This window comes from Streptomyces sp. NPDC054847 (genome assembly GCF_053610925.1).
The window spans coordinates 1-24,760 of the sequence record NZ_JBSGZJ010000018.1; the positions used below are offsets into that span (position 1 = coordinate 1).

Annotated in this window: 21 protein-coding genes and 1 riboswitch; of the genes, 15 read left to right on the forward strand and 6 right to left on the reverse strand. The window is 71.3% G+C overall.

Annotation, left to right across the window (positions count from 1 at the left end; all coding sequences use genetic code 11):
* Positions 1-252 precede the first annotated feature (252 nt).
* Positions 253-1,074 (forward strand): carbon-nitrogen hydrolase family protein, encoded by an 822-nt coding sequence (locus ACWGH4_RS04015; protein ID WP_453455274.1) that lies wholly within the window; start codon positions 253-255, stop codon positions 1,072-1,074.
* Positions 1,075-1,138: 64 nt separating this feature from the next.
* A complete protein-coding gene (locus ACWGH4_RS04020) occupies positions 1,139-2,836 on the forward strand; it encodes an FAD-dependent oxidoreductase (protein ID WP_441265260.1) in 1,698 nt (565 codons plus the stop codon).
* Between the two features lie 9 nt (positions 2,837-2,845).
* On the opposite strand, the gene ACWGH4_RS04025 is transcribed toward ACWGH4_RS04020, so the two are convergent.
* Both ACWGH4_RS04025 and ACWGH4_RS04030 read right to left on the reverse strand, forming a co-directional pair.
* Positions 2,846-3,550: a DUF5995 family protein gene (locus ACWGH4_RS04025; RefSeq protein WP_453455278.1), complete on the reverse strand. Its 705-nt coding sequence runs from the start codon at positions 3,548-3,550 to the stop codon at positions 2,846-2,848.
* Between the two features lie 82 nt (positions 3,551-3,632).
* Entirely contained in the window at positions 3,633-5,069 is a 1,437-nt protein-coding gene (locus ACWGH4_RS04030; protein ID WP_453455281.1) for a uracil-xanthine permease family protein, read from the reverse strand.
* Positions 5,070-5,199: 130 nt separating this feature from the next.
* Between ACWGH4_RS04030 and ACWGH4_RS04035 the strand changes: the two genes are divergently transcribed.
* Positions 5,200-5,676: an acyl-CoA thioesterase gene (locus tag ACWGH4_RS04035; RefSeq protein WP_453455284.1), complete on the forward strand. Its 477-nt coding sequence runs from the start codon at positions 5,200-5,202 to the stop codon at positions 5,674-5,676.
* On the opposite strand, the gene ACWGH4_RS04040 is transcribed toward ACWGH4_RS04035, so the two are convergent.
* Positions 5,636-6,859, reverse strand: a complete 1,224-nt coding sequence (locus ACWGH4_RS04040; protein ID WP_453455287.1) for an MFS transporter — start codon at positions 6,857-6,859, stop codon at positions 5,636-5,638. The genes ACWGH4_RS04035 and ACWGH4_RS04040 overlap by 41 nt on opposite strands.
* Positions 6,860-6,947: 88 nt before the next feature.
* On the opposite strand from ACWGH4_RS04040, the gene ACWGH4_RS04045 reads away from it, so the two are divergent.
* On the forward strand, positions 6,948-8,093 hold the full coding sequence (locus tag ACWGH4_RS04045; RefSeq protein WP_453455289.1) for an ROK family transcriptional regulator: 1,146 nt from the start codon (positions 6,948-6,950) through the stop codon (positions 8,091-8,093).
* A 432-nt stretch (positions 8,094-8,525) separates the two neighbouring features.
* On the opposite strand, the gene ACWGH4_RS04050 is transcribed toward ACWGH4_RS04045, so the two are convergent.
* Positions 8,526-10,895, reverse strand: a complete 2,370-nt coding sequence (locus ACWGH4_RS04050) for a chitinase C-terminal domain-containing protein (protein ID WP_453455291.1) — start codon at positions 10,893-10,895, stop codon at positions 8,526-8,528.
* Positions 10,896-11,160: 265 nt separating this feature from the next.
* A riboswitch (FMN riboswitch) is annotated at positions 11,161-11,291 on the forward strand.
* Between the two features lie 155 nt (positions 11,292-11,446).
* Between ACWGH4_RS04050 and ribD the strand changes: the two genes are divergently transcribed.
* The 10 genes from ribD to ACWGH4_RS04100 all read left to right on the forward strand — a co-directional run bounded on the left by ribD (position 11,447) and on the right by ACWGH4_RS04100 (position 20,188).
* Positions 11,447-12,538 (forward strand): bifunctional diaminohydroxyphosphoribosylaminopyrimidine deaminase/5-amino-6-(5-phosphoribosylamino)uracil reductase RibD, encoded by a 1,092-nt coding sequence (ribD, locus tag ACWGH4_RS04055; RefSeq protein WP_453455294.1) that lies wholly within the window; start codon positions 11,447-11,449, stop codon positions 12,536-12,538.
* Positions 12,539-13,147, forward strand: a complete 609-nt coding sequence (locus ACWGH4_RS04060; protein ID WP_441265252.1) for a riboflavin synthase — start codon at positions 12,539-12,541, stop codon at positions 13,145-13,147. It begins immediately after the preceding gene.
* Positions 13,148-13,152: 5 nt separating this feature from the next.
* Entirely contained in the window at positions 13,153-13,797 is a 645-nt protein-coding gene (locus ACWGH4_RS04065) for a nicotinamide mononucleotide transporter family protein (protein WP_453455341.1), read from the forward strand.
* Positions 13,794-15,134, forward strand: a complete 1,341-nt coding sequence (locus tag ACWGH4_RS04070; RefSeq protein ID WP_453455298.1) for a bifunctional 3,4-dihydroxy-2-butanone-4-phosphate synthase/GTP cyclohydrolase II — start codon at positions 13,794-13,796, stop codon at positions 15,132-15,134. Before ACWGH4_RS04065 ends, ACWGH4_RS04070 begins: the two co-directional genes overlap by 4 nt.
* Before the next feature lie 157 nt (positions 15,135-15,291).
* Positions 15,292-15,777: a 6,7-dimethyl-8-ribityllumazine synthase gene (gene ribH / locus ACWGH4_RS04075; protein ID WP_159693905.1), complete on the forward strand. Its 486-nt coding sequence runs from the start codon at positions 15,292-15,294 to the stop codon at positions 15,775-15,777.
* A 33-nt stretch (positions 15,778-15,810) separates the two neighbouring features.
* Entirely contained in the window at positions 15,811-16,083 is a 273-nt protein-coding gene (locus ACWGH4_RS04080) for a phosphoribosyl-ATP diphosphatase (protein ID WP_005319995.1), read from the forward strand.
* A 53-nt stretch (positions 16,084-16,136) separates the two neighbouring features.
* Entirely contained in the window at positions 16,137-16,985 is an 849-nt protein-coding gene (gene hisG / locus ACWGH4_RS04085) for an ATP phosphoribosyltransferase (RefSeq protein ID WP_441265250.1), read from the forward strand.
* Positions 16,986-17,002: 17 nt separating this feature from the next.
* On the forward strand, positions 17,003-17,491 hold the full coding sequence (locus ACWGH4_RS04090; RefSeq protein ID WP_441265249.1) for a PH domain-containing protein: 489 nt from the start codon (positions 17,003-17,005) through the stop codon (positions 17,489-17,491).
* A gap of 208 nt (positions 17,492-17,699) precedes the next feature.
* Positions 17,700-19,052, forward strand: coding sequence for a hemolysin family protein (locus tag ACWGH4_RS04095; RefSeq protein WP_453455303.1), 1,353 nt, complete (start codon positions 17,700-17,702; stop codon positions 19,050-19,052).
* Positions 19,049-20,188 carry a hemolysin family protein gene (locus ACWGH4_RS04100; protein WP_453455306.1) on the forward strand — a complete coding sequence of 380 codons (1,140 nt, stop codon included), beginning with the start codon at positions 19,049-19,051 and terminating at the stop codon, positions 20,186-20,188. Before ACWGH4_RS04095 ends, ACWGH4_RS04100 begins: the two co-directional genes overlap by 4 nt.
* A gap of 12 nt (positions 20,189-20,200) precedes the next feature.
* Here ACWGH4_RS04100 and ACWGH4_RS04105 read toward each other — a convergent pair whose 3' ends face one another.
* The gene (locus ACWGH4_RS04105) at positions 20,201-22,096 is read right to left on the reverse strand and encodes an AAA family ATPase (RefSeq protein WP_441265246.1); all 1,896 of its coding nucleotides are present in this window, start codon (positions 22,094-22,096) and stop codon (positions 20,201-20,203) included.
* A 410-nt stretch (positions 22,097-22,506) separates the two neighbouring features.
* Positions 22,507-23,139, reverse strand: a complete 633-nt coding sequence (locus ACWGH4_RS04110; RefSeq protein WP_453455310.1) for a uridine kinase family protein — start codon at positions 23,137-23,139, stop codon at positions 22,507-22,509.
* A gap of 199 nt (positions 23,140-23,338) precedes the next feature.
* Between ACWGH4_RS04110 and ACWGH4_RS04115 the strand changes: the two genes are divergently transcribed.
* Entirely contained in the window at positions 23,339-24,715 is a 1,377-nt protein-coding gene (locus tag ACWGH4_RS04115) for a peptidase C39 family protein (RefSeq protein WP_453455313.1), read from the forward strand.
* The last annotated feature ends 45 nt before the right edge of the window (positions 24,716-24,760 follow it).

The window sequence follows — 24,760 nt, forward strand, 5'->3', positions numbered from 1 at the left end:
GCCCCGAGGAGCGATCCCGCTGGTGAGCGCGGTGCCGGGGACAGCCGGGGGTGACCGGAGCGCGACGCACGGTGGCCTGTCGGGGTGTCCCGCCGCACGGGCTGTCGGCCGCGCAACGAATCGCCGGATCAGGCCGGAACGACGCAACACATCGACCGTCCGCGCGCAACGCTCGCGCCTTGTCCCGGCCGATCGCCGGACCGTACCTTCGTAGATGTCTCCCGTTCACCCGTCCCATGCCCGAGGTCACCCATGCCCCTGCGCACCGCCCTGCTCCAGAGTTCCGGCCGTCCGGGCTCGGTCGCGGAGAACCTGAAGGTGCTCGACGAGGCCGCGGGCCGGGCCGCGGAGGCCGGTGCGGGGCTGCTCGTCTGCCCCGAGATGTTCCTCACCGGATACGCGATCGGGGACGACGTGCCGATGCTGGCCGAGCGGGCTGACGGGCCCGGCGCGCTCGCCGTCGCCGACATCGCCGTACGCCACGGCATCGCGGTGCTCTACGGCTACCCCGAGCGGGCGGACGAGGGCAGCGGCACGGCCGGCGACACGGGCACGATCCACAACTCCGCCCAGCTGATCGACGCGTCCGGGCGGCGTCTCGCGAACTACCGCAAGACGCACCTCTTCGGCTGCTTCGAGCAGCGATGGTTCACACCTGGCGAGGAGACCGTCGTCCAGGCCGAACTCGACGGCATCCGCGTCGGCATGCTGATCTGCTACGACGTGGAGTTCCCCGAGAACGTCCGCGCCCACGCCCTGGCCGGCACCGACCTGCTGCTGGTCCCCACCGCGCAGATGCACCCCTTCCAGTTCGTCGCCGAATCCCTGGTCCCGGTCCGCGCCTTCGAGAGCCAGATGTACGTCGCGTACGTCAACAGGACCGGCCCGGAAGGCGAGTTCGAGTTCGTCGGCCTCAGCTGCCTCGCCGCCCCCGACGGGACGGTGCGCACCCGCGCCGGCCGCGGGGAGGAACTCGTCATCGGCGAGGTCGACCCCGAGCTGCTCAGCGCGTCGCGCGAGAACAACCCGTACCTGCGTGACCGGCGGCCCGGCCTGTACGGCTCGCTGACCTGACGCCCGCCGGCCCCCGCCCCACCGCCCCACCGCTTCGCATTTCCCCGCAAGGAGTCCGTACCCCATGACGTCCACGGTGCCCACCACCGCCGTCCAGCACAGCGACGCGCAGCCGCCGATCACCATGTTCGGTCCGGACTTCCCCTACGCCTACGACGACTTCCTCGCGCACCCCGCGGGCCTGGGTCAGATACCGGCGACCGAGCACGGCGCCGAGGTCGCTGTCATCGGCGGCGGTCTCTCCGGCATCGTCGCCGCGTACGAGCTGATGAAGATGGGCCTGAGGCCCGTCGTCTACGAGGCCGACCAGATCGGCGGCCGGCTGCGCACCGTCGGCTTCGAGGGCACCGGGACGGACGAGCTGACCGCCGAGATGGGCGCGATGCGCTTCCCGCCCTCCTCCACGGCGCTTCAGCACTACATCGACCTCGTGGGCCTGACCACCCGGCCGTTCCCCAACCCGCTCGCCCCCTCCACCCCGTCGACCGTCGTCGACCTCAAGGGCGAGTCGCACTACGCGGAGACCATCGACGACCTGCCGCAGGTCTACCGCGACGTGATGAACGCCTGGAACGCCTGCCTGGAGGAGGGCGCCGACTTCTCCGACATGAACCAGGCCATGCGCGAGCGCGACGTCCCGCGCATCCGCGAGATCTGGGCCAAGCTCGTCGAGAAGCTCGACAACCAGACCTTCTACGGCTTCCTGTGCGACTCGGAGGCCTTCAAGTCCTTCCGGCACCGGGAGATCTTCGGCCAGGTCGGCTTCGGCACCGGCGGCTGGGACACCGACTTCCCCAACTCCATCCTGGAGATCCTGCGGGTCGTCTACTCGGAGGCCGACGACCACCACCGCGGCATCGTCGAGGGCAGCCAGCAGCTGCCGCTGCGCCTGTGGGAGCGCGAGCCGCAGAAGATCGTCCACTGGCCGCTCGGCACGTCGCTGTCGTCGCTGCACGACGGCGCCCCCCGCCCGGCGGTGACCCGGCTGTCCCGCACGGCGGGCAACCGCATCACGGTCACCGACGCGGCCGGCGACATCCGCACCTACCGGGCGGCGATCTTCACCGCCCAGTCGTGGATGCTGCTGTCCAAGATCGCCTGTGACGACGCGCTGTTCCCCATCGACCACTGGACGGCGATGGAGCGCACCCACTACATGGAGTCCTCCAAGCTGTTCGTGCCGGTGGACCGGCCGTTCTGGCTGGACAAGGACGAGATCACCGGACGCGACCGCATGTCGATGACGCTGACCGACCGGATGACCCGCGGCACGTACCTGCTGGACAACGGCCCGGACAAGCCGGCCGTCATCTGCTTGTCGTACACCTGGTGCGACGACAGCCTGAAGTGGCTGCCGCTGTCCGCGAACGAGCGGATGGAGGTCATGCTGAAGTCGCTCGGCGAGATCTACCCGAACGTCGACATCCGCAGCCACATCATCGGCAACCCGGTGACCGTGTCGTGGGAGAACGAGCCGTACTTCATGGGCGCGTTCAAGGCCAACCTGCCGGGCCACTACCGCTACCAGCGCCGGCTGTTCACCCACTTCATGCAGGACCGGCTGCCCGAGGACAAGCGCGGCATCTTCCTCGCCGGTGACGACATCTCGTGGACGGCCGGCTGGGCCGAGGGTGCCGTGCAGACCGCGCTCAACGCCGTGTGGGGCGTGATGGCCCACTTCGGCGGCGCGACCGACCCGTCCAACCCGGGCCCGGGCGACCTCTACGACGAGATCGCGCCGGTCGAACTGCCGGAGGACTGAGGCCGGGCCTCAGCGCCAGGGCGTCAGCAGACAGCGCCCGACCAGGCCGACACCGGCGTCCAGACGCTCGGTGAACTCCTCGGCCAGGTCGGGCAGGTCCCGCAGTCCCCACAGCAGCCGTGCCGCCGACCAGGCGCTGTCGCGGGCCCGTTCGAGGCTCCACGCGCCGACCAGGTGGGTCAGCGGATCGGCGATCTCGAGCAGGTCGGGGCCGGGCATCAGATCCTCGCGGATGTGCTCCTCAAGCTGGACGAGGATGTCGCCGACACGGTCGAACCCGCTTTCCAGGTCGGCCGGTTCACGGCCGAGCGCACGACAGGTGTCCACGACGGCGAGGGCCAGGTCGTGCCCGATGTGGGCGTTGATCCCGGCGAGCGCGAACTGCAGCGGCCGTACACCGGGATGGCGGCGGTACTGGAGCAACGGCCGCCAGCACGCGGGCGGCCGCCGGCCCTCTGCCGAGTCCTCCACGGCCGCCAGATAGCGGCGGGCGAAGAGCACGGCGAGCGCGTCGGCGGCCGCCCGGTCGGTGAAGTGTCCGGCCTCGGCGTGCCGGCCGAACTCCTCCGTGACCGCGAGATAGACCCGGTTGAACACTGCGACCCCGTCGCCCGGGGGCAGGGTGGAACGCAGCGAGCGCATCCGCTCCACCACGGACCCGACCGGGGAAGGACCGTGGGCCGCCCGCACCGCGAACTGTTCCGTCTGCGCCATGGGGGCCAGGGTCCCAGCCCCGGGCGCGTCCGCGCGGTGACGGGCCGGGGCTTCCCCGGAAAGAGGGACGTTTCCGCAGTGACTACCGGCCGGTCGTCGGACCGTCCGGCGTCCCCACGGGCTCGGGGGCCCGGGAACCGGCGTCGTACGAGGAAGTGCCAGAGTCCAGCAGCGGCTCCTCGTCCTTCATCCGCTCCTTCATGTGGGCCGGGGCGAAGGCGCGCAGCACGTGGTAGCCGGTGATGACGACGATCGTGCCGAGCGCGATGCCGCCGAGTTCGAACGTGTCGGTGATTTTCAGGCTGACGCCGCCGACGCCGATGATGATGCCCGCCGCGGCCGGCACCAGGTTCAGCGGATTGCGCAGATCCACCTTCGCGTTGATCCAGATCTGCGCGCCGAGCAGGCCGATCATGCCGTAGAGGATCACGGTGATCCCGCCGAGGACTCCCCCGGGGATCGCCGCGACCACCGCGCCGAACTTGGGGCACAGACCGAAGAGCAGGGCGAAGCCCGCGGCGGCCCAGTAGGCGGCCGTGGAGTAGACGCGGGTCGCGGCCATGACGCCGATGTTCTCGGAGTACGTGGTGTTCGGGGGCCCGCCGACGGCGGTGGACAGCATGGAGGCGGCGCCGTCGGCGGCGATCGCGGTGCCCAGCTTGTCGTCGAGGGGCTCGCCGGTCATCTCACCGACGGCCTTGACGTGTCCCGCGTTCTCCGCGATGAGCGCGATCACCACGGGCAGGGCGACCAGGATCGCCGACCACTCGAAGCTCGGCGCGTGGAACGACGGCAGGCCGATCCAGTCGGCCTTGGCGACGCCGGACAGGTCGAGCCGCCAGTGGTCCACGGCCTCCGCGCCGCCGGCGGGGGAGTGGATCTTCCCGAAGACCCGGTCCAGCGCCCAGGACAGGACGTAACCGAAGATCAGGCCGAGGAAGATCGCGATACGGGAGAAGAAGCCACGCAGGCACACCACGGCGAGACCGGTGAAGAGCATGACCAGCAGCGCGGTCCACTGGTCCTGCGGCCAGTACGTCGACGCGGTCACCGGTGCGAGGTTGAACCCGATCAGCATGACGACCGCGCCGGTGACGATCGGAGGCATCGCGGCGTGGATGATCCGCGCCCCGAAGCGCTGCACGGCCAGGCCGGCGAGGAAGAGAGCGGCGCCGACGACCAGCACCGCGCCGGTCACGGTGGCGCTGTCGCCGCCGGAGGCCCGGATGGTGGCGGCCACACCGACGAAGGAGAGGGAGCAGCCGAGGTAGCTGGGCACCTTGCCGCGGGTCGCGAGCAGGAAGATCACGGTCGCGACGCCGGACATCATGATCGCGAGATTGGGGTCAAGCCCCATCAGCACCGGAGCGACGAAGCTCGCCCCGAACATGGCCACCACATGCTGGGCGCCGAGGCCCGCCGTACGCGGCCAGGACAGCCGCTCGTCGGGACGTACGACGGCACCGGGAGCGGGTGTCCGCCCGTCGCCGTGCAGGGTCCAGCGCACGCCGAGGTTCACGGGCCGCTCCACTTCGTGTAGTCGTCAACGATCGGCGTAATGGTAGTGCCCCTTCCGGGCGGTCCTGACAGTCATGAGCGGGCGCTTAGGATGAGATGTTTTCGGCCAGCACTGCACAGGAGCCCCGACCGTGACCACGCAAGCCCCTCCGACCCCCGCCGCCCCGCTCGCCTCCGGCGTCGAGCACGGCGTGCTCGTCCCGGCGGTCGTGCACTTCGACGACCTCGACGCGCTCGGGCTGCTCCACAACGCCCGGTACCCGCTGATGGTGGAGCGCGCCTGGGTGACGTACTGGCAGGAGCGCGGCTTCGCCTTCGAGGGCGACTGGGCAGCGGCCGGGGACGCCTGCAACGCCGTCAAGGAGCTGCGCATCGGCTACGAGCGCCCCGTGAACAGGACCGGCGACTACGCCGTTCACCTGTGGCTGGAAAGGCTCGGCCGTACCGGCCTCACCTACGGCTTCCGTTTCTGTTCCGCGGACGGCGCCGTGACCTACGCACAGGGTTTCCGGGTCCTCGTCAGGCTGGACCCGGAAACCATGCGGCCCGCGCCGTGGAGCGAGCGGTTCAGGGCCGCGGGTCGTGCACTGCTGGCGCCGGCGGAGTGACCTTCACGCTCTCCCTCCCGGCCGAGCGCAGCACACCGGCGCCCAGGACCAGACCGAGCGCGAGCGCCGTCACCAGGCCGAACGACACGACCAGGCTCGTCGCGTCGGCGACCGCGCCGATCGCCGACGGGGCGATCAGCCCCGAGGTGTAGGTGATGGTGGCGACACCGGCGATCGCCTGGCTCGGGTTCGGCCCGCTGCGTCCGGCCGCGGCGAAGGCCAGCGGCACGACCACGGCGACGCCGAAGCCGATCAGCGCGAAGCCGCACATCGCGACGGCCGGATGCGGTGCCAGGACCACGAGCAGTCCGCCGATCGTCGCGAGCACCCCGCCGACCCGCACGGTCCGCACAGGCCCGAAACGGTCGACGATCCGGTCACCCGCCAGCCGTGCCACCGCCATCGTCAGCGCGAACGCGGTGGTCGACGCGGCCGCGAGACCCGGCGAGGTGTCCAGCACGTCACGCAGATAGACGGCCGACCAGTCCAGGCTCGCTCCCTCCGCGAACACCGCGCAGAACCCGATCGCGCCGATGATCAGCGCCGACTTCGGCGGCAGGGCGAACCGCGGCGGCGGCTCCTCGTCGGCTGAACTGCGCAGGTCCAGTACGCCCTGACAGGCGATCAGCCCGAGCACGGTCAGCGTCAGGGCCGCCAGGGTGTGGTGCAGGCGTGCGTCACTGCCCAGGTGGGCGGCGAGTGTGCCGCCTGCCGAGCCGATCAGCGCACCGGCGCTCCACATGCCGTGCAGCCCCGACATGATCGAGCGGTCGAGACGGTTCTCCACCTCCACGCCCAGGGCGTTCATCGCCACGTCGGACATGCCGGCGGTGGCGCCGTAGACGAACAGTGCCGCGCACAGGGTGAGCAGGTTCGGGGCGAACGCCGGCAGGATCAGGCTCAGGGTCCACAGTGCCAGCAGTCCGCGCAGCGCCGTGCGCGCGCCGAAGCGGTGGGTGACGGCTCCGGCCAGCGGCATGGCCACGGACGCCCCGAGCGCCGGGAACGCCAGGGCGAGGCCCAGCTGACCGGCACTGACCCCGGCGTGGTCCTGGATCCAGGGGATCCGGGTCGCGAAGCTGCCGGTCACCGCGCCGTGCACACAGAAGACGGCGGCCACCGCGAAGCGGGCCCGCCGCAACTGGGGCAGCCCGACGGCCGTTCGGCTCGATGCGCTGGACATGCGTGTACCCCTCCCCGAGAACGTGAGCGGTAAACTATCAGGAACCCTGCCTGATAAATAGACGGTATGCGTCTGGAAGGATTCCGGCATGCGCGCTTCACCGAGCACCGCCCGGGCCATCAACGATCGGCTCGCCCTGGAACTCCTCCAGCAAGAGGGCCCGTTGACGGCAGGACAGCTGAAGACGATGACCGGCCTCTCCCGGCCCACCGTCGCCGACCTCGTGGAGCGGTTGCAGGGCTCGGGGCTCATCCGGGTGGTCGGCGAGGCGGGCGCCGAACGGCGCGGACCGAACGCCCGCCTGTACGGGATCGTCGCCGACCGCGCACACCTCGCGGCGCTCGACGTGCGCACCGAGAGCGTGTCGGTCGTCGTCGCGGACCTGCTCGGGACGCGTCTCGCCGAAGCGTCCCTTCCGATCGGCGGCGACAGCGAACCCGGTCCCGTCGTGCAGCGTGCCGCGGCGCTGGTGGAGCGCACGTCCCTGAACGCCGGAGCCGCCGCGCTGCACAGCGTCTGCGTCGGCGCGCCCGGTCTCATCGACCCGGCGACCGGTGAGCTCCGCGACACGACCGGCCTGCCGGCCTGGCACCGCATGCTGGTGGCGGCACTCCAGCAGCGGCTGCCCGCCCGGGTGATCGTCGAGAACGAGACCAACCTCGCGGCCGTGGCCGAACAGCGCCTCGGCGCCGCGGGCGACCGCGACTCCTTCGCGTTCCTCTGGCTGGGGCAAGGGGTCGGCGCGGGTATCTTCCTCGACGGCCGGCTGAGGAGAGGGGCGTCCGGCGGGGCGGGCGAGATCGGCTTCCTGCCGGTGCCGGGCACGGCGGGCATACCCTCCGCCGTCGACTGCGCCGGCGGCTTCCACTCGCTGGCCGGGGCGGCGGCGATCCGTGAACTGGGGGAGCGCTACGGGCTCGTGGGGCCTACGGCGGCACGCACGGTGGCGGCGGCCGTCGCCGAGGACCGCGGCGACTTCCTCGACGCCCTCGCCGACCGCCTCGCCCTCGGCGCGGCGGCGGTCGCCGCGGTCCTGGACCCCGGATGCGTGGTCCTCGGCGGCGAGACCGGCCACGCGGGCGGCGAGGCGCTGGCATCCCGCGTCGAGTCGCGGGTGGCCACCCTGTCCCCGCTGCCCACTCAGGTCCGTGCCGGCGTCCTCGGCGACGACGCGGTCCTGAGCGGCGCGCTGCTGACGGCGGGGGATTCGGCGCGGGGGGAACTGTTCGGCTGACCGCCACCATGACCCGCGCGGCCCTCGGGGCCGTGCCGGTGGTCGTGGCGGGAGCGTCGTCCCGGACCCGCCGGGCCCGACGGCGGCAGCCGCGGCTCCCACCGCTGCATCCGGCCGGCCCCGAACTCGACCTCATGGCTCAGCCGGCCGGATCCGAAGGGGGAGCCAGGCACGTGGACCGGGCCGTCGCCGCCGTTCACCGCAAAGTCACGGTCTCACGTCTCCGTCTACCGGATCCCGCCTGCGCGGCAGCCGCCCGCGCGGTAGCTCGCGCGGGCGGGCTCAGAGGCCGCGGACCGGCGGCCTCAGCGGCCAGGAGGGCGAGCGCCCAGGACATCGCCGAAGGGTCCCGCGGAGGCAAGGCCAGGCGGCGCAAGGGCCCGGCGGCGGCAAGGGCCGGTGACCGCCGCCGGGCTGCTCTGCGAGGGGTGATCAGCAGGTGCCGAGGTCCTGCCAGACGCCCCACTCCCCGGTCGTACCGGGCTCCTCGCCCTTCGTCCACCACTTCGACTTCCACTGGTGCGACTTGTGGGAGACGGTCACGCCGCCCCCGTACTCGGACGTCGCGTTCCACGCCGGCGCGGTGCACGCCCCGGGCGTGCCCGGCTCCGAGGGGGACGGGGACGGCGAGGGGGAGGAGCCGGAACCGGGCTCGACCAGCTTCGTGCCGCGGCCCAGGTCACCGGCGAGGGCGTACGCCGTGCCGGCGATGTTCACGGTCCAGTTCGACGGGGTCGAGACCGGCAGGTAGTAGTTGAAGGACAGCTCGACCGAGCCGCCGGGGGCCAGCGACTGCCAGGCCGGCAGCTTCAGCGACACCCGGTGGAAGTCGCCCTTCAGGCCGCCGATGTTGCCGCCGGTGTGATCGCTCTTGATCACCTTGGTGCCGAAGCCGGACTGGTCGGAGGCATTGGCCGGGGCGGCGGTCGCGTAGTCGAACTGGAACTCCGTGCCGCCGGGCAGCGTGGCCGAGGTGTTGTTGGTGATCTTCAGCTTGGGCGTGATCGGGTAGTTGGAGTCGCCCAGCTTGAACTCGGTGAAGTCCACCGCGATGTCGACCGCGTCGGTGGGCAGCGGTGTGTTGGACTTCTTCGCCCCGTACGGAGCGGCCGACTTGAACTTCTCGTACATCGACGTGGTCAGCGTGTCGCCGATCTCGTACTGGCCCTTCGCCGCGTTCCAGTCGTAGTCGCCCGCGAGTTCCCAGACCATCGTGCCGCCGATGCCCCGGTCGACCACGTAGTCCGCCTTCGCGGCCACCGACTGCTCGTCCTCGGTGGAGAGGAAGACCTTCTTCTCGGCGTTCCACAGCCAGGGCGCGACCAGCGTGGAGTCGTACTTGCGCACGTAGGCGCCGGTCAGCCGGGTGTCCGCGGGGAAGCCGTACTGCGTGACGTAGTCGCCGACGATCCCCTTCTCCAGGTTCTTGGCGTGCCACATCGGGTTGGAACCCGCCGGGGACTCCTTGCCGTTGTCGTCCTTGTCGTGCCACAGGTTGTCGATGCCGACGGCGCCGTCACCGCACTTGGTGAGGCCGGAGCCGGCCGGGCAGGAGGCCGCGGCGGCCTTGCCCCACAGGCCGTCCGTGCCGCCCTGCACGTTCTTGTGGCCGCGGGTGTAGTACGGCAGGCCGATGTTGATGCGGCCGGCCGGCATGGAGCCCCGGAAGTAGTGGTAGGCCCAGTCGGTGTTGAGGTAGCCGATGCCGCCGTACTGCGCGCTGCCGTAGACGTTCGCCGAGGCCAGTTCGGCGTCCTTGCCGTCGTCGAAGAGCGAGGCGTTCGGGCCGACGTACTCGTTCCACGCGCCGTGCAGGTCGTACGACATGATGTTGACGTAGTCCAGGTACTTCTGGACCTGGAAGGTCTCCATGCCGCGCAGCAGGTAGCCGGACGAGGGCGCCGCGACGGTGAGCATGTAGTGCTTGCCGTCCGCCGCGCCGGCCCGGTCGAGCTTCTCGCGCAGGGTCTTCATCAGCGCCGCGTAGCCCTTGTTGAGCCCGCCCCGGCGGGCGTTGGAGACGGGGAAGTCGGCAGGGTGGCCGGCGTCCTTCATCGAGGTCGGGTACTCGTAGTCGATGTCGACGCCGTTGAAGCCGTACTTCTTGATGAAGGCGACGGCGGAGTCGGCGAAGGTGTTGATTCCCGCCTGGTTGACCGAGCCGTCGGCGTTGGTGGCCATCGAGTAGAAGCCGCCCGAGTTCACCCGCACGCCGTTGTCGTCGAAGTAGCCGCCGGTCTCCGCCCAGCCGCCGACGGAGATCAGCGTCTTCACGTCCGGGTGCTGCTTCTTGAACTTGTTGAGCAGGTTGAAGTGGCCCTTGTACGGCAGAGCCGGGTCCATCTCCGCCCCGGCCACTCCCGGCCAGGTCATCCCCGTCGCGGCGTTCTTCTCCCCGTCCGTGCCGACCGAGAGCCTGTTGGACGCGTCGATGTGGCCGAAGGCGTAGTTGATGTGGGTGACCTTGTCCCACGGGATGTCGGACGCGAGGTAGGCAGGCTGCCCGTTCTTGCCGGTGCGCCAGCCTGTGAAGTAGCCGATGACCCGGCGCTGGTGGTCCGCGCCCATCTTCTCGCGGCCCTCGGTGTCGTAGACCGAGCAGTACGGGACGTCGACGCCGGGGGTGGTGTAGAGCCCGTCGGGCCGGCAGTTCTCCTGCGACGCGGCATGGGAGACACCGGGGGAGAGCATGCCGGCCAGCAGCGCGGCTGCGGCGGCGCCGGCTGCGAGCAGGGACGCCCCGGCTCTGGTACGGGTGGGGGACTGCACGATCAGTTCCTCCTGGTGGGGATCCCCCTGCATGGCCCGCCAGGAGCGCAGGGGGGTTTGGCCTCGCACAACTGACAGATGGGGCAAAGGGGTTGGCCCTGGTGTGCGCACACCGGCGGGCCTGGTCCGCGGAGGTGTCGCAGACATTAAGAGGACTAGACCAGTGCGTCAATAGGTCTGGACCATTAAGGTTCGGACATGACGGCGGGTGACGCCGTGTGCCCGTATGTGAGCGAGTCCACAGGCATCACCCGCATGGCTCATCGCCGGCCGTGGCACACTGGCCCTGTATCAGCAGCAGCGCACTCCGGGGTCGGTGCAATTCCGAACCGGCGGTTACAGTCCGCGACCCGTCCGCAGCCAGCGGCCGGTTGACCAGGTGAGATTCCTGGACCGACGGTTAAAGTCCGGATGGGAGGCAGTGCGCGGCGGATGGCACCGTCAGGTGCGTCGGCCGTCTGTCGATCGCCGTGCACGACGCGGCGATCGCCGTTCAGGCATCGGCGTCCCCCTGTGGTGTTCCTCCGCTCTCTGTCGTCATCGACAGGCCCCGGAGTCCGTGCCCGAAGAGGCAGGAGGACCCGGTGGCCACCGCAGCCGAAGCAGACGCCATGCGTCGGGCGATCACGCTCGCCGCCCGCGGACTCGGCTCCACCAGCCCCAACCCGGTCGTCGGGTGCGTCATCACCGACGCCTCCGGACACGTGGTCGGCGAAGGCTTCCACCAGCGCGCCGGCGGACCGCACGCCGAGATCCACGCCCTGCGCGCCGCCGGGGTCCTCGCCCGCGGCGGCACCGCGTACGTCACCCTCGAGCCCTGCAACCACACCGGCCGCACCGGCCCCTGTGCGCAGGCGCTCGCCGAGGCCGGCGTCGCCCGCGTCGTCTACGCGGTCGCCGATCCGAACCCGGAGGCCACCGGAGGCGCCGAGACCCTGAGCGCGGCCGGCATCGAGGTCGAACAGGGACTCCTCGCCGACGAGGCGGCCGCGGGCAACGCCGGCTGGCTCACCTCCGTACGCCTCGGCCGCCCCCACGTCACCTGGAAGTACGCGGCCACACTCGACGGCCGCGTCGCCGCCGCCGACGGCACCAGCCGCTGGATCAGCTCCCCCGAGTCCCGCGCCGACGTCCACCGGCTGCGCGCCGAGGCCGACGCCGTCCTCGTCGGCTCAGGCACCGCCCGCGCCGACGACCCCCACCTCGCCGTCCGCGGCATCGCGGGCGCCACCCAGCCGCTGCGTGTCGTGATCGACACCGAGGCGGTCGCCGTGAAGCCCGGGGCACGGGTCCTCGACGACGCCGCGCCCACCGCCGTCGCGGTGGCCGAGGACGTCCTGCCCGACGCGACCGCGCATCTCGGCGAGGTCTGGCGGCTGCCCCGCGCGTCCGGCGGCGGCCTGGACATCGCCGCACTGCTGGCCACGCTCCACGCGCGCGGCGTGCGGTCCGTGCTCCTCGAAGGCGGCCCGACGCTCGCCGGCGCCTTCGTCGTCGCCGGAGCCGTCGACCGTGTCATCGGCTATCTCGCCCCCGTCCTCCTCGGTGCGGGCCCCGCGGCCCTCACCGGCGCCGGAATCACCACCATCACCGACGCGTTGCGGCTCGATGTCACAGAGACCGTCCGTATCGGAACCGACCTGCGCGTCACCGCCACCGTCCCCAAGGGAGCTTGAGTGTTCACCGGAATCGTCGAAGAGCTGGGCGAGGTCACCGCCGTCGAGGACCTCGGCGACGCGTCCCGCTTCCGTCTGCGCGGCCCGATCGTCACCGAGGACGCGAAGCACGGCGACTCCATCGCCGTCAACGGCGTCTGCCTGACCGTCGTCGAGACCGGCGACGGGGAGTTCACCGCCGACGTGATGGCCGAGACGCTGAAGCGCTCCAGCCTCGGTGTGCTCCGGGCCGGATCCCGCGTCAACCTCGAGCGGCCCACTGCGGTCGGCGCGCGGCTCGGCGGCCACATCGTCCAGGGCCACGTCGACGGCACCGGCACCGTCATCGGGCGCACACCGTCAGAGAACTGGGAGATCGTCAAGATCTCGCTGCCCTCCGGTCTCGCTCGATACGTTGTCGAGAAGGGCTCGATCACGGTTGACGGTGTGAGCCTTACCGTGGTCGACGCGGGCACCGACCACTTCACGATCAGCCTCATCCCCACCACCCTCGCCCTGACCACGCTCGGGATCAAGCAGCCCGGCGACCCGGTCAACCTCGAGGTGGACGTCATCGCCAAGTACGTCGAGCGGCTGCTCGGCACACAGGCCGAGGAGAGTGCCGAGTGAGCGCCATCGACTGGCTGAACGGCGAGGCCTTCACGGCCTTCGGACAGCACATCAAGTGGTCGGACATGATCGGCAACACGATCGGGCTGATCGCCCTCGCCCTCGGCTGGCGGCGCTCGATATGGACCTGGCCCGCCCAGTTCCTCTCCGGTGTCATCCTCTTCGCCGCCTTCGCCACGTCCCACCTCACCGGCAGCGCCGGCAAGCAGGTCGTGGTCATGGCCGTGGCCGCATGGGGCTACTGGCAGTGGACCCGCGGCCGGCAGCAGGCGCAGGACGGGTCGATCGCCGTCCGGTTCGCGACCTGGCGCGAGCGGGCCTACCTGTTCGGCGGCGCGGTGCTCGGCACCGCCGCCGTCGGCGGACTGTTCACCCTGTACCCGTCCCTGTCGTGGGACCCGTGGCCCGACGCGTACATCTTCGTCGGGACCCTCGTGGCGATGATCGCCCAGGCCCGCGGCATGGTCGAGTTCTGGTTCGCCTGGCTCCTCGTCGACCTGGTCGGCGTCCCGCTCAACTTCGCCAACGGCTTCGCCTTCTCCGGCTTCGTCTACGTCCTCTACGGCGCGCTCGTCCTGTGGGGCCTGCGTGACTGGTGGCTGCGCTCGCGGACGAGCGGCCGGCCCGCACTGGAAGGAGCGGCAGCATGACCGCGCGCCCGTCAACCACCACCACCCTGCCCGAGGCCCTTCGGGCCGCCCCCACGACTCGAACCTGGTTCGCCGCCGACAGCATCGAGGACCTCTCCCTCGACCCGGTCGAGCAGGCCGTCCGCGACATCGCCGCGGGCCGCCCCGTCGTGGTCGTCGACGACGAGGACCGCGAGAACGAGGGCGACCTCGTCATCGCCGCGGAGAAGGCCACGCCCGAGGTCGTCGCCTTCATGATGAGCGAGTGCCGCGGCCTGATCTGCGCCCCCATGGAGGGCGACGAGCTGGAGCGGCTCGACCTGCCCCAGATGGTCGGCGACAACACCGAGTCGATGCAGACCGCCTTCACCGTCTCCGTCGACGCGGGCCCCGCCTACGGGGTGACCACCGGCATCTCCGCCGCCGACCGCGCCATGACCCTCCAGCTGCTGGCCGGCGGCGAGGCCGGACCCGCCGACTTCGTACGCCCGGGGCACGTCTTCCCGCTGCGCGCCAAGCCCGGCGGCGTCCTCACCCGCCCCGGCCACACGGAGGCCGCCGTCGACCTCGCCCGGCTCGCGGGCCTGCGCCCCGCCGGCGCGATCGTCGAGATCGCCGGCGAGGACGGCGTGATGCTGCGGCTGCCCGAGCTCGTGCCGTTCGCCCGCAAGCACGGCCTGACGATCATCTCCATCGAGGACCTGATCGCCTACCGCCGCAGCGAGGAGCCCACCGTCAAGCGCGAGGCGGAGGTCCATCTGCCCACCGCGGCCGGTGAGTTCACCGCGTACGGCTACCGCTCCACCGTCGACGGCGTCGAGCACGTCGCCCTGGTGCACGGCGACATCGGCGACGGCGAGGACGTCCTCGTGCGCGTCCACTCCGAATGCCTCACCGGCGACATCTTCCACTCGCTGCGCTGTGACTGCGGTCCCCAGCTCAACGCCTCCATGGAGAGCATCACGCGGGCCGGGCGCGGTGTCGTCGTCTATCTGCGCGGGCACGAGGGCCGTGGCATCGGGCTGCTGTCCAAGCTGCGCGCGTACGAACTCCAGGAGCGGGGGAGGGACACCCTCGACGCCAACCTCGAGCTCGGCCTGCCGGCCGATGCCCGCGACTACGCGGCGGGCGCCCAGATCCTCGCCGACCTCGGCGTGCGCAGCGTGCGGCTGATGACCAACAACCCGGACAAGTCGACCGCGCTCGTCAGGTACGGGATCACCGTCCTCGGACGCGAACCGATGCCTGTCCAGGCGGGCGAGCACAACCTGACGTACCTGCGCACCAAGCGCGACCGGATGGGCCACGACCTGCCATGGCTGGACGCGGCCCCGGCGACGACGTGCGGCAACCAGTAGAACCCGTCATCAGCACAACCCCGTACAGCAGAACCGCGTGAGGCGAGACGCCGCGCGCGGCCGGTAGAACTTCGCAACAAGTGAGAATCGCGCCACCAGCAGGACTGTCCGACCGGCAGGACTGCGCAACGGCGGTGAAGAACGGCTAGGGAGAAACATGAGCGGCAAGGGTGCGCCCGAACTGTCCGTCCGCAACTGCGGAGACCTGCGCGTCGCGGTGATCGCGGCCCAGTGGCACGAGAAGGTCATGGACGGTCTCGTCGACGGCGCGCTGCGCGCACTGCACGAGCTCGGCATCGACGAGCCGACGCTGCTGCGCGTCCCGGGCAGCTTCGAGCTGCCCGTGGTGGCGAAGGTGCTCGCGGGCCGCGGCTACGACGCGATCGTCGCCCTCGGCGTCGTCATCCGCGGCGGCACGCCGCACTTCGAGTACGTGTGCCAGGGCGTCACCCAGGGCCTGACCCAGGTCTCCATCGACACCGGCGTCCCCGTCGGCTTCGGCGTGCTGACCTGTGACACCGAGGAGCAGGCCCTCGACCGGGCAGGTCTCGAGGGCTCGAACGAGGACAAGGGGCACGAGGCGGTCACGGCGGCGGTCGCCACCGCGACCATCCTGCGTTCAGTATCCGAACCCTGGCGCTGAGCAGCGGCCGCTTCCGCGTAGTCTGGGACCACCATGTCCAATAAGACGTTCGAGGAGCTCTTCGCCGAGCTCCAGCAGAAGGCCGCCGAGGGCGACCCCGCCACCTCCCGCACCGCCGAGCTGGTCGGCAAGGGCGTCCATGCCATCGGCAAGAAGGTCGTCGAGGAGGCCGCCGAGGTGTGGATGGCCGCCGAGTACGAGGGCAAGGAAGCCGCCGCGGAGGAGATCTCGCAACTGCTGTACCACGTCCAGGTGATGATGGTCGCGCGCGGAATCTCCCTCGACGACGTCTACGCCCACCTCTGAGCCAGCCCACCCCTCCGCACGTACACATCACGCGAACAAAGGAAGCCCGTCTCATGCTGCGCATCGCCGTCCCCAACAAGGGTTCACTGTCCGGACCTGCGTCGGCGATGCTCCATGAGGCCGGCTACCAGCAGCGCAAGGAGTCCAAGGAGCTCGTCCTCGTCGACCCCGACAACGAGGTCGAGTTCTTCTACCTGCGTCCGCGTGACATCGCGATCTACGTCAGCTCCGGCAAGCTCGACATCGGCATCACCGGCCGTGACCTGCTGCTCGACTCCGGCGCCGACGCCGAGGAGATCCTCCAGCTCGGCTTCGCCCGGTCCACCTTCCGCTACGCCACCAAGCCGGGCACCGCGGGCGGTGTCGAGGACTTCGGCGGCATGACGATCGCCACCTCCTACGAGGGCATCGTCGCCGCGCACCTCGCGGAAAGCGGCATCGACGCCTCCGTGGTCCACCTCGACGGCGCCGTCGAGACCGCCATCGAGCTCGGTGTCGCCCAGGTCATCGCCGATGTCGTCGAGACCGGTACGAGCCTGCGCAACGCGGGGCTCGAGGTCATCGGCAAGCCGATCATGACCTCGGAGGCCGTCGTCATCCGCCGCACCGGCGCGGACGGCGAGGACCCGAAGGTGCAGCAGTTCCTGCGCCGCCTCCAGGGCGTCCTGGTCGCCCGCAGCTACGTGATGATGGACTACGACTGCCGGGTCGAGCACCTGGAGCAGGCCGTCGCCCTCACCCCCGGCCTCGAGTCCCCGACGATCTCTCCGCTCCACCACGAGGGCTGGGTCGCCGTCCGCTCCATGGTCGCGGCCAAGGAGGCCCAGCGGATCATGGACGACCTGTACGCGCTCGGCGCGCGGGCCATCCTCACCACGGCCATCCACGCCTGCCGCCTCTGAGAGACCGACGACACACCATGTCCGCACCTGCTCCGGCGCCTCGGCCGCCCGCGCTCCCGGTCACCTTCCGGCCGACCCGTACCCGGATCGTCCTGCTGACCGTGGGCGTGGCCATGTTCGCCGCCGTCACCACCGTCACCCTGCTCCTCGACAAGCTCAGCCCGCCCGAGCAGGTCAGCTTCATCTTCACGGCCCTGCTCTTCCTCGGGGTCCTCGCCCTGCTGAGCCGGCCGAAGGTCGTCGCCGACGACGACGGTGTCACCGTCGTCAACCTCACCCGTACGCGACGGCTGGCGTGGGCGGAGATCCTGCGGGTGAATCTGCGCGCCGGCGACCCCTGGGTCTTCCTCGACCTCAGCGACGGCACCAGCCTGCCGGTGCTGGGCATCCAGCCCGGTATCGCCAGGGCCCGCGCCGTCGAGGACGCCCGCGCCCTGCGTGCCCTCGCCGAGACCCGCGGGACCCGGCCGGAGCAACCCGGCGACACCCGGCCGGACCAACACTGAGCGCTGGGACCGACATTTGGGGCAGCGACCCTGCCCTCCACAGCCCCGGCTTGATTACTCTGGTGGCGGCGGCGCCGAGTGCGCCCCGCCCCGCATCGCACGGCCCGTCGGCCGGCGGGGCCACCCTGCGACCCGAGGAGTGACTCCCTCCAGCAATGGACGGATCGTCCGGTAGTACCTGCGCCGCCCCCTCTCCGGAGGCGGCGGCATGATCGTCCCGCTTCTGCTGCTCGCCGCAGCATTCCTTCTCATCCTGGCCAACGGCTTCTTCGTGGCCGCCGAGTTCGGACTCGTCACCGTGGAACGCCCGGACGCCGAACGCGCGGCGGCCGAGGGCGACCGCCGGGCCAGCCGCGTCGTCGGCGCGCTGCGCGAGCTGTCCTTCCAGCTCTCCGGCACCCAGCTCGGCATCACCATCACCTCCCTCGTCGTCGGTATGCTCGCCCAGCCCGCGCTCGCCGCGCTGCTCGGCGGGCCCCTGACCGCGACCGGGCTGCCCGAAGGCGCCGTGCCGGGTGTGGCGGTGGTCGTCGGCATGCTGCTGGCGTCCGCCGTCCAGATGGTGATCGGCGAACTGGTCCCCAAGAACTGGGCGGTGTCCAGGCCGCTCCAGGTGGCCAGGTTCGTGGCAGGCCCGCAGACCGCCTTCTCGTCGGCCTTCCGCCCCGTCATCACCCTGCTGAACGCCGCCGCCAACCGCCTGGTACGGCTGGCGGGCGTGGAGCCGGCCGAGGAACTGGCCTCCGCGCGCACCCCGGTCGAGCTCATGTCGCTGGCCCGCCATTCGGCGCGGGCCGGCACGCTGGAGCAGGACACCGCGGACCTGTTCGTACGCACCCTGTCGCTCGGCCACCTCACGGCGCAGCATGTGATGACCCCGCGAGTGAAGGTGAGCGCTCTCCAGTCCGACGCCACCGCGGCGGACGTCCTCAACCTCACCCGGGCCACGGGTCTTTCACGCTTTCCCGTCTACCGTGAGCGCATCGACGAGATCGTGGGCATGGTGCACCTGAAGGACGCCCTCGCCGTGCGCGCGGAGGAACGCCGGCGGGTGGGCGTCGAGCGGATCGCCGTCGTCCCGCTGATGGTGCCGGAGACCCTCCCGGTGCAGCAGCTGCTCGAACAGCTGCGCAGCGAGCAGCCCATAGCCGTCGTCGTCGACGAATACGGCGGCACGGCCGGTGTCGTCACCCTCGAGGACATCATCGAGGAACTGGTCGGCGAGGTCAGGGACGAGCACGACTCCGACTCGGACGCCCGTCCGGAACTGGCGCCCGTCGCCCCGGAGGACGGACGGCCCGCGTGGGAGGCCGACGGCAGCTGCCGTGTGCTGACGCTCCGGCGGATAGGCCTCGAGGTGCCCGACGGTCCGTACGAGACCCTCGCCGGCCTCGTCGCCGACCTGCTGGGCCGCATCCCCGCCCCCGGCGACCGCGCGGAACTCCCCGGCTGGCGGCTGTCCGTGCGCCAGGTCGACCGGTACCGCGCGGAGCGGGTCCGTCTGGTCCGCACCGCCGACGCGGTCACGCAGTCGGAAGCCATGACGGGGGCCACCCGGTGAGCGCTCTCCAACTGCTGTTCGCCCTGCTCCTCGTCGTGGCCAACGGGTTCTTCGTCGGCGCCGAGTTCGCCCTGGTGTCCGTACGCCGCAGCCAGATCGAGCCGCTCGCCGCGGCCGGCTCCTCGCGGGCCCGGAGGGTCCTGCACGGGCTGGAGAACCTGCCGCAGATGATGGCCGCCGCCCAGTTCGGCATCACCGTCTGCTCCCTCACCCTCGGCGCCGTCGCGGAACCGACCGTCGCCCGCCTGCTGGAGCCCGTCTTCCACGCGGCACATGTCCCCGAGGGGATCATCCATCCGCTCGGCTACGCCATCGCCCTGGCCGTCGTGGTGTTCCTGCACCTCGTCGTCGGCGAGATGCTGCCGAAGAACCTCGCCATGGCGGCGCCCGAGCGCACCGCCCTGTGGCTCAGCCCCGGCCTGGTCGGCTTCGCCCGTCTCTGCCGCCCCGTCACCACCGCGCTCGGAGCCTGCTCCCGGCTGGTGCTGCGGGCCTTCCGGGTCGAGCCCAGGGACGAGGTCGAGGCCGTCTTCACCAGCGTGCAGCTGGGCCGCCTCGTCGAGGACGCGGGCCAGGCCGGACTGCTGGCACCCGCGGAGCAGGAACGCCTCGAGGACGCACTCGAGCTCGGCAGCCGCCCGGTCACCGACGTGCTGATCCCGCGCACGGCGCTGGTCACGGTCGCGCCCTCGGTCACCCCCCGGCGACTGGAGGAGCTGACCGTCCGCACCGGGTACTCGCGCTTTCCCGTCTGCGCGGACGGCGAGAGCCCGTTCATGGGGTATCTGCACGTCAAGGACGTCCTCGACCTCGAGGACGGGGAGCGTGCCGTACCCCAGCACGTCTGGCGGCCGATGGCGACCCTGCGCGCCGAACTGCCGCTCGACGACGCGCTCACCGTCATGCGCCGTGCGGCCACCCATCTCGCGCAGGTCGCCGACGCGTCCGGACGGGTCCTGGGACTGGTCGCGATGGAGGACGTACTGGAAATGCTCGTCGGCGAGGTACGCGACCCTTCCCACCGGGTCGCGCCCGGCACTCCCCGGACGGCCTCCGCCCCCGCGGTGACGGCCGCGCCCGCGCCCGCCGTCACCGGCGCGCGGGACAGCGACGCCGGAGCGCTCGTGAAGGGCTGAGCGGCGTACGCATCACCCGAAGGGAGGCTCCTGCGGGCCGCGGCCGGCCGGACCGCGGCCCGACAGGACCTCCCCGTACGCCTGCATCAGATCGGGCAGCCGCAGGGTCGACAGGTCCTCGCGGGTCGGCGGACCGGGACAGCCGGACAGCCGCAGATCGCGGTACGCACAGCTCTTCTCGTACAGCGTGCGCAGGAAGCGGCCGTTGCCCAGCTCGTCGATCCAGCCCTGGTCGACCACATGGCCGCTGATCGAGCGGAGCTCGTCGCGCGCCTCCTCGTCCCACACGTCGCCGTTGTCGGCGGCCAGCACCCCGCCGATCGCGGTCAGTTCCAGCGGCCGGTACGACGGGAAGTCGACACGGGTGGTGAAACGGGACGACAGCCCGGGGTTGGCGGCGAGGAGCCGGTCCATGCCCTCCGGATAGCCGGCCAGTATGACGACGAGGTGGTCGCGGTTGTCCTCGGCGCGCTTGAGCAGCACCTGCAGGGCCTCGTCGCCGTAGGCGTCGCCCTTGCTGTAGCCGGAGTTGGACAGGCTGTACGCCTCGTCGACGAAGAGCACGCCACCCAGCGCCGAGTCGATCAGCTCGTTGGCCTTCACCGCCGTCTGGCCGAGGAACTCCCCGACAAGATCGGACCGTTGGGCCTCCACCAGATGGTCGCCGCCCAGCAGGCCGAGGGCGTAGAAGACCCGGCCGAGGATCCTGGCGACGGTCGTCTTGCCCGTCCCCGACGGGCCGGAGAAGACGAAGTGCCGCTTCGGCGGCTGTACGGGCAGCCCCTGCACGGCCCGCAGCCGGGCCATCTCCAGCTGCGCCGACAGCGCCTTCACCTGCCGCTTCACCGGTTCCAGCCCCACCATGCGCTCCAGCTCCGCCAGCGCCTGCGCGAGCAGAGCCGGGTCGGTGGGCCCGGCGGGGAACCGCGGGGGAGAGGACGGCGACGACGTGGCCGACCTGCGACGCGGGCCGTCGGCCGGCACGACCGGCGCGGGTCCCGGCACGGTGACACCGGTGTCGCCGCCGAAGCGCGGCTCGGGGCCCTGGGCCGTCTCGCCCTCGGCCTGGACGTCCGCCGTGTCACCGCCGTATCCGGCCAGGGAGACGGCGGCCAGACCGACCGAGTCGTCGTACACGTCGATCCCGTCGTACTCGGCGATGGCCGCCAGGCGGGCCGCGGTGTCCATGAAGGCCGGATCGATGCGGTGCACCGCGCGGTACAGGGGCAGTGCCGCCGCGCTGCGGCCGGTGCCCTCGTGCGCCCGCGCCAGCCAGTACCGAAGCTCCTTGCGCTGCGGCTGCTCGCTGCGGCAGCGCATCAGGGCCGCGGACAGCAGCGGCTCCGCCTGCCCGTACATTTCCAGCCGCACCCGGGCCATGCCGCCGAAGAGCCCGGCCTCGATGCCCAGCAGCGGGTCGTCGACCAGCGGCTCCGTATGGCGTACGAGCTGCTCCCAGTCCTTGACGAGATAGGCCCGGCAGGCGTGCAGGAACCGCACCTGAGGGTCGGTGTCCACCGGCGGCAGCGCGGCGAGCGCCCGGTCGAGCTCGGGCACATGGCGGCCGTCGAGCCAGTGGGAGGCGTGCGCGAGCAGCAGATCACGTCCGCTCTCCAGCACCGGCTGCACCCACCAGCCCAGCCAGTACCAGGAGTTGAGGGTGCGGCGGTGGCGTGCCCGCTGCTCGCCGAAGCGGTCGCGGCTGCGGTACATGTGGAGCAGCGCCGTCGAGGTGTCCACCCGCAGGGCGTGCAGCCCCAGCCAGGCGTCGGCCATCCCCGGGTCCAGCCGGACGGCCGTGCGGAACTCCTCCTCTGCCTGCGGGTACGCGCCCATGGTGCAGGCGTCCACGCCACGCACCCAGGCCAGGTCCGCCGGCGGCCGTGACCCTTGCGTGCCGATGTCCATAGGGTCCCCCCACTCCCCCCTACAAACCGTGCACCAGTGTTGTCGCGCCGGGCGAAGGCCCCCGACCGCTGCCGGAACAGCCATGCCACGAGGGGGAGTTGGGCGCCCGCTGTGGCGTGGCAGCCGTCAAAGGCTTCCAGTCGTGCATCGTACCCGTGCACGGGGCGGCGATTAAGAGCGCCACAACGACCCGGTGACGGCGCGGAGATGGTGACCCAGGGTGAGCGACAGTGGCTCGCAAGGGGGAAAGGAGAAGGAAAACGGGCAGAACGAAGCCCCCGATCACGGGGGAACAACCGGGGGCTTCGCGTCTGCGACGGCTTCGAAAAGCCGCACATTGAGAACGTAAGACCTGTACGCCCCGTCGGTCAAGCAGAGTTGAGGCACTCTTGAGACGTAATCCCGACACCTCAGAATGCCGGGGGAAGGCCATTACTGCGAGTGATCGATTGGTGCGAACCTGCATTCCCGGCGGGCACCTGGAGCCACTCGTAACCCTTCGGGCACTCGCGTATCAGGGCATCGGCGAACGGTGCCGAAGGATCGGACAAGAAATGGCGCATCTCCGCCGCTGTCCATCCGTCCCAGAAGCCCGAGAGCGCCGCACCGTCACGCGCTCTGCCGCGTGCCCAGGACTCCTCGGCGCCCCGGTCCATCCACAGCAGCGCCGCGAGATACGGCCGCAGCGCCCGCCGCCCCGCCCCGACGCCCTCCACGAGGACCACGGGTGCCGCGGGCAGCACGCGCGGCGCGAGGAAGCGCCGGAGGTTCCAGTCGTACGGGTGATAGGCCGCGTCCCGGCCATGCGTCAGGGGCTCGATCACCTGGCTCAGCATCCGTCCCGTCCAGTCGAACAGCTCCTCGTGGGTGGCCAGATCGTCGAGGTGCAGTACGGGCACGTCCGCGCCGAGCGCGTCGGCCAGCCGGCCGGCGAACGTGCTCTTGCCCGAGCCCGCGTGACCGTCCACCGCGACCAGGCGCACGGGGCCGCAGGAGGGCGGCAATGTGCGCAGCCCGGCGGCCCGGCGCTCGAGGTCGTTCATGGGGCCACCCTAAGAGGCGCTCGTCGGGTGCGGCAGTCCGGTACGGTGCGGCGTCCCAGGTCACCCCGCTGACCCCGACGGCGGAACCGCCGGTGGACCAGACCAATATTGCTTCCGCGACGCGAGGCGAATCCCTGGCAGAAGCGAGGCGCGAACCGCGATAGTGGCCCCACTGTCGTGCTCCTGACTTGGGGGTCCCATGGCCAGACCTACTTCGCGCAGAGACGTTCTGGGTGCCGCCATCGCGGTAGCCGCCACCGCAGGAACCCTGTCCGTCGCGGCCGGCCGGGCAGTCGCCGCGAGCGGTGCGGCCGCCGTCGCCGCGGCACCTGCCAGGCGCACGCAGCCGCTCGTCGACAACCGCTTCTGGTCCTCCTACACGGACTGGCGCTGCGGCGACCGCGCCGGCACCAAGGCCGTCGCCGGCCGCCGCCCGGGCGTGGTGATCGCCCAGCCCGCCGGCACCACCGACTACACCGACCCGCACACCGGCACGACCGCCACCTGGGAGTACGCGACCTGGACCTCGCCGGTGCACCGCTCACGCGTGCCCGCCACGGAAGCCATCGCCTCCTGGAACGCGGACACCCCCGCCGGGACATGGCTCCAGGTGGAGCTGAGCGGCGAGTACTCGGACGGCGCCGCGACGCCCTGGTTCGTGATGGGCCGCTGGGCGGCCGGCGACCAGGACATCCGCCGGACCTCGGTGGACGACCAGGGCGACGGCAGGGCGAGCATCTGGACGGACACCTTCTCCGTCGACGACGCCGCGAGCGGGCTGCGCCTCGACTCGTACCGGCTGCGGCTCACGCTCTACCGCCGGCCGGGGACCTCCCTCACGCCCACCGTGTGGCGGCTGGGCGCGATGACCTCCGACATCCCGGACCGCTTCGGCGTGCCGGCATCGGAGCCGGGCCTCACCCGCGAGCTGATCGTGCCGAGGTACTCCCAGAACACGCATGTGGGCCAGTACCCGGAGTACGACAACGGCGGCGAGGCATGGTGCAGCCCCACGTCGTCGCAGATGATCATCGAGTACTGGGGACGCAGGCCCACCGCCGACGATCTGGCGTGGGTCGACCCCGCGTTCGCCGATCCGCAGGTCTGCCACGCGGCCCGCTTCACCTTCGACCACCAGTATGAAGGCTGCGGCAACTGGCCCTTCAACGCCGCCTATGCCGCGACCTACCGCGACATGAGCGCCGTCGTCACCCGGCTGAACTCGCTGACCGATCTGGAGACGCTGATCGCCGCCGGCATCCCGGCCATAACGTCCCAGTCGTTCCTGAAGGAGGAGCTGACGGGGGCCGGCTACGGCACCGCGGGCCACCTCATGACGGTGATCGGCTTCACCGCCGACGGTGACGTGATCGCCAACGACCCGGCGTCGCCGAGCAACGAGGCGGTGCGCCGCGTCTACCGCCGTGCCGAATGGGAGAAGATCTGGCTCCGTACGAAGCGCTACAACGCCAGCGGGAAAGTGGTCTCCGGCACAGGAGGCGTCTGTTACCTGTACTGGCCCGCGCACCCCACGGCCGTCCAGCAAGCGGCTCTGGCGGCCGTCGGCGTCCGCTGACGCACCGCGAGCCCCCGGCGGCAGTGACGAACGTCTCTACCCCGG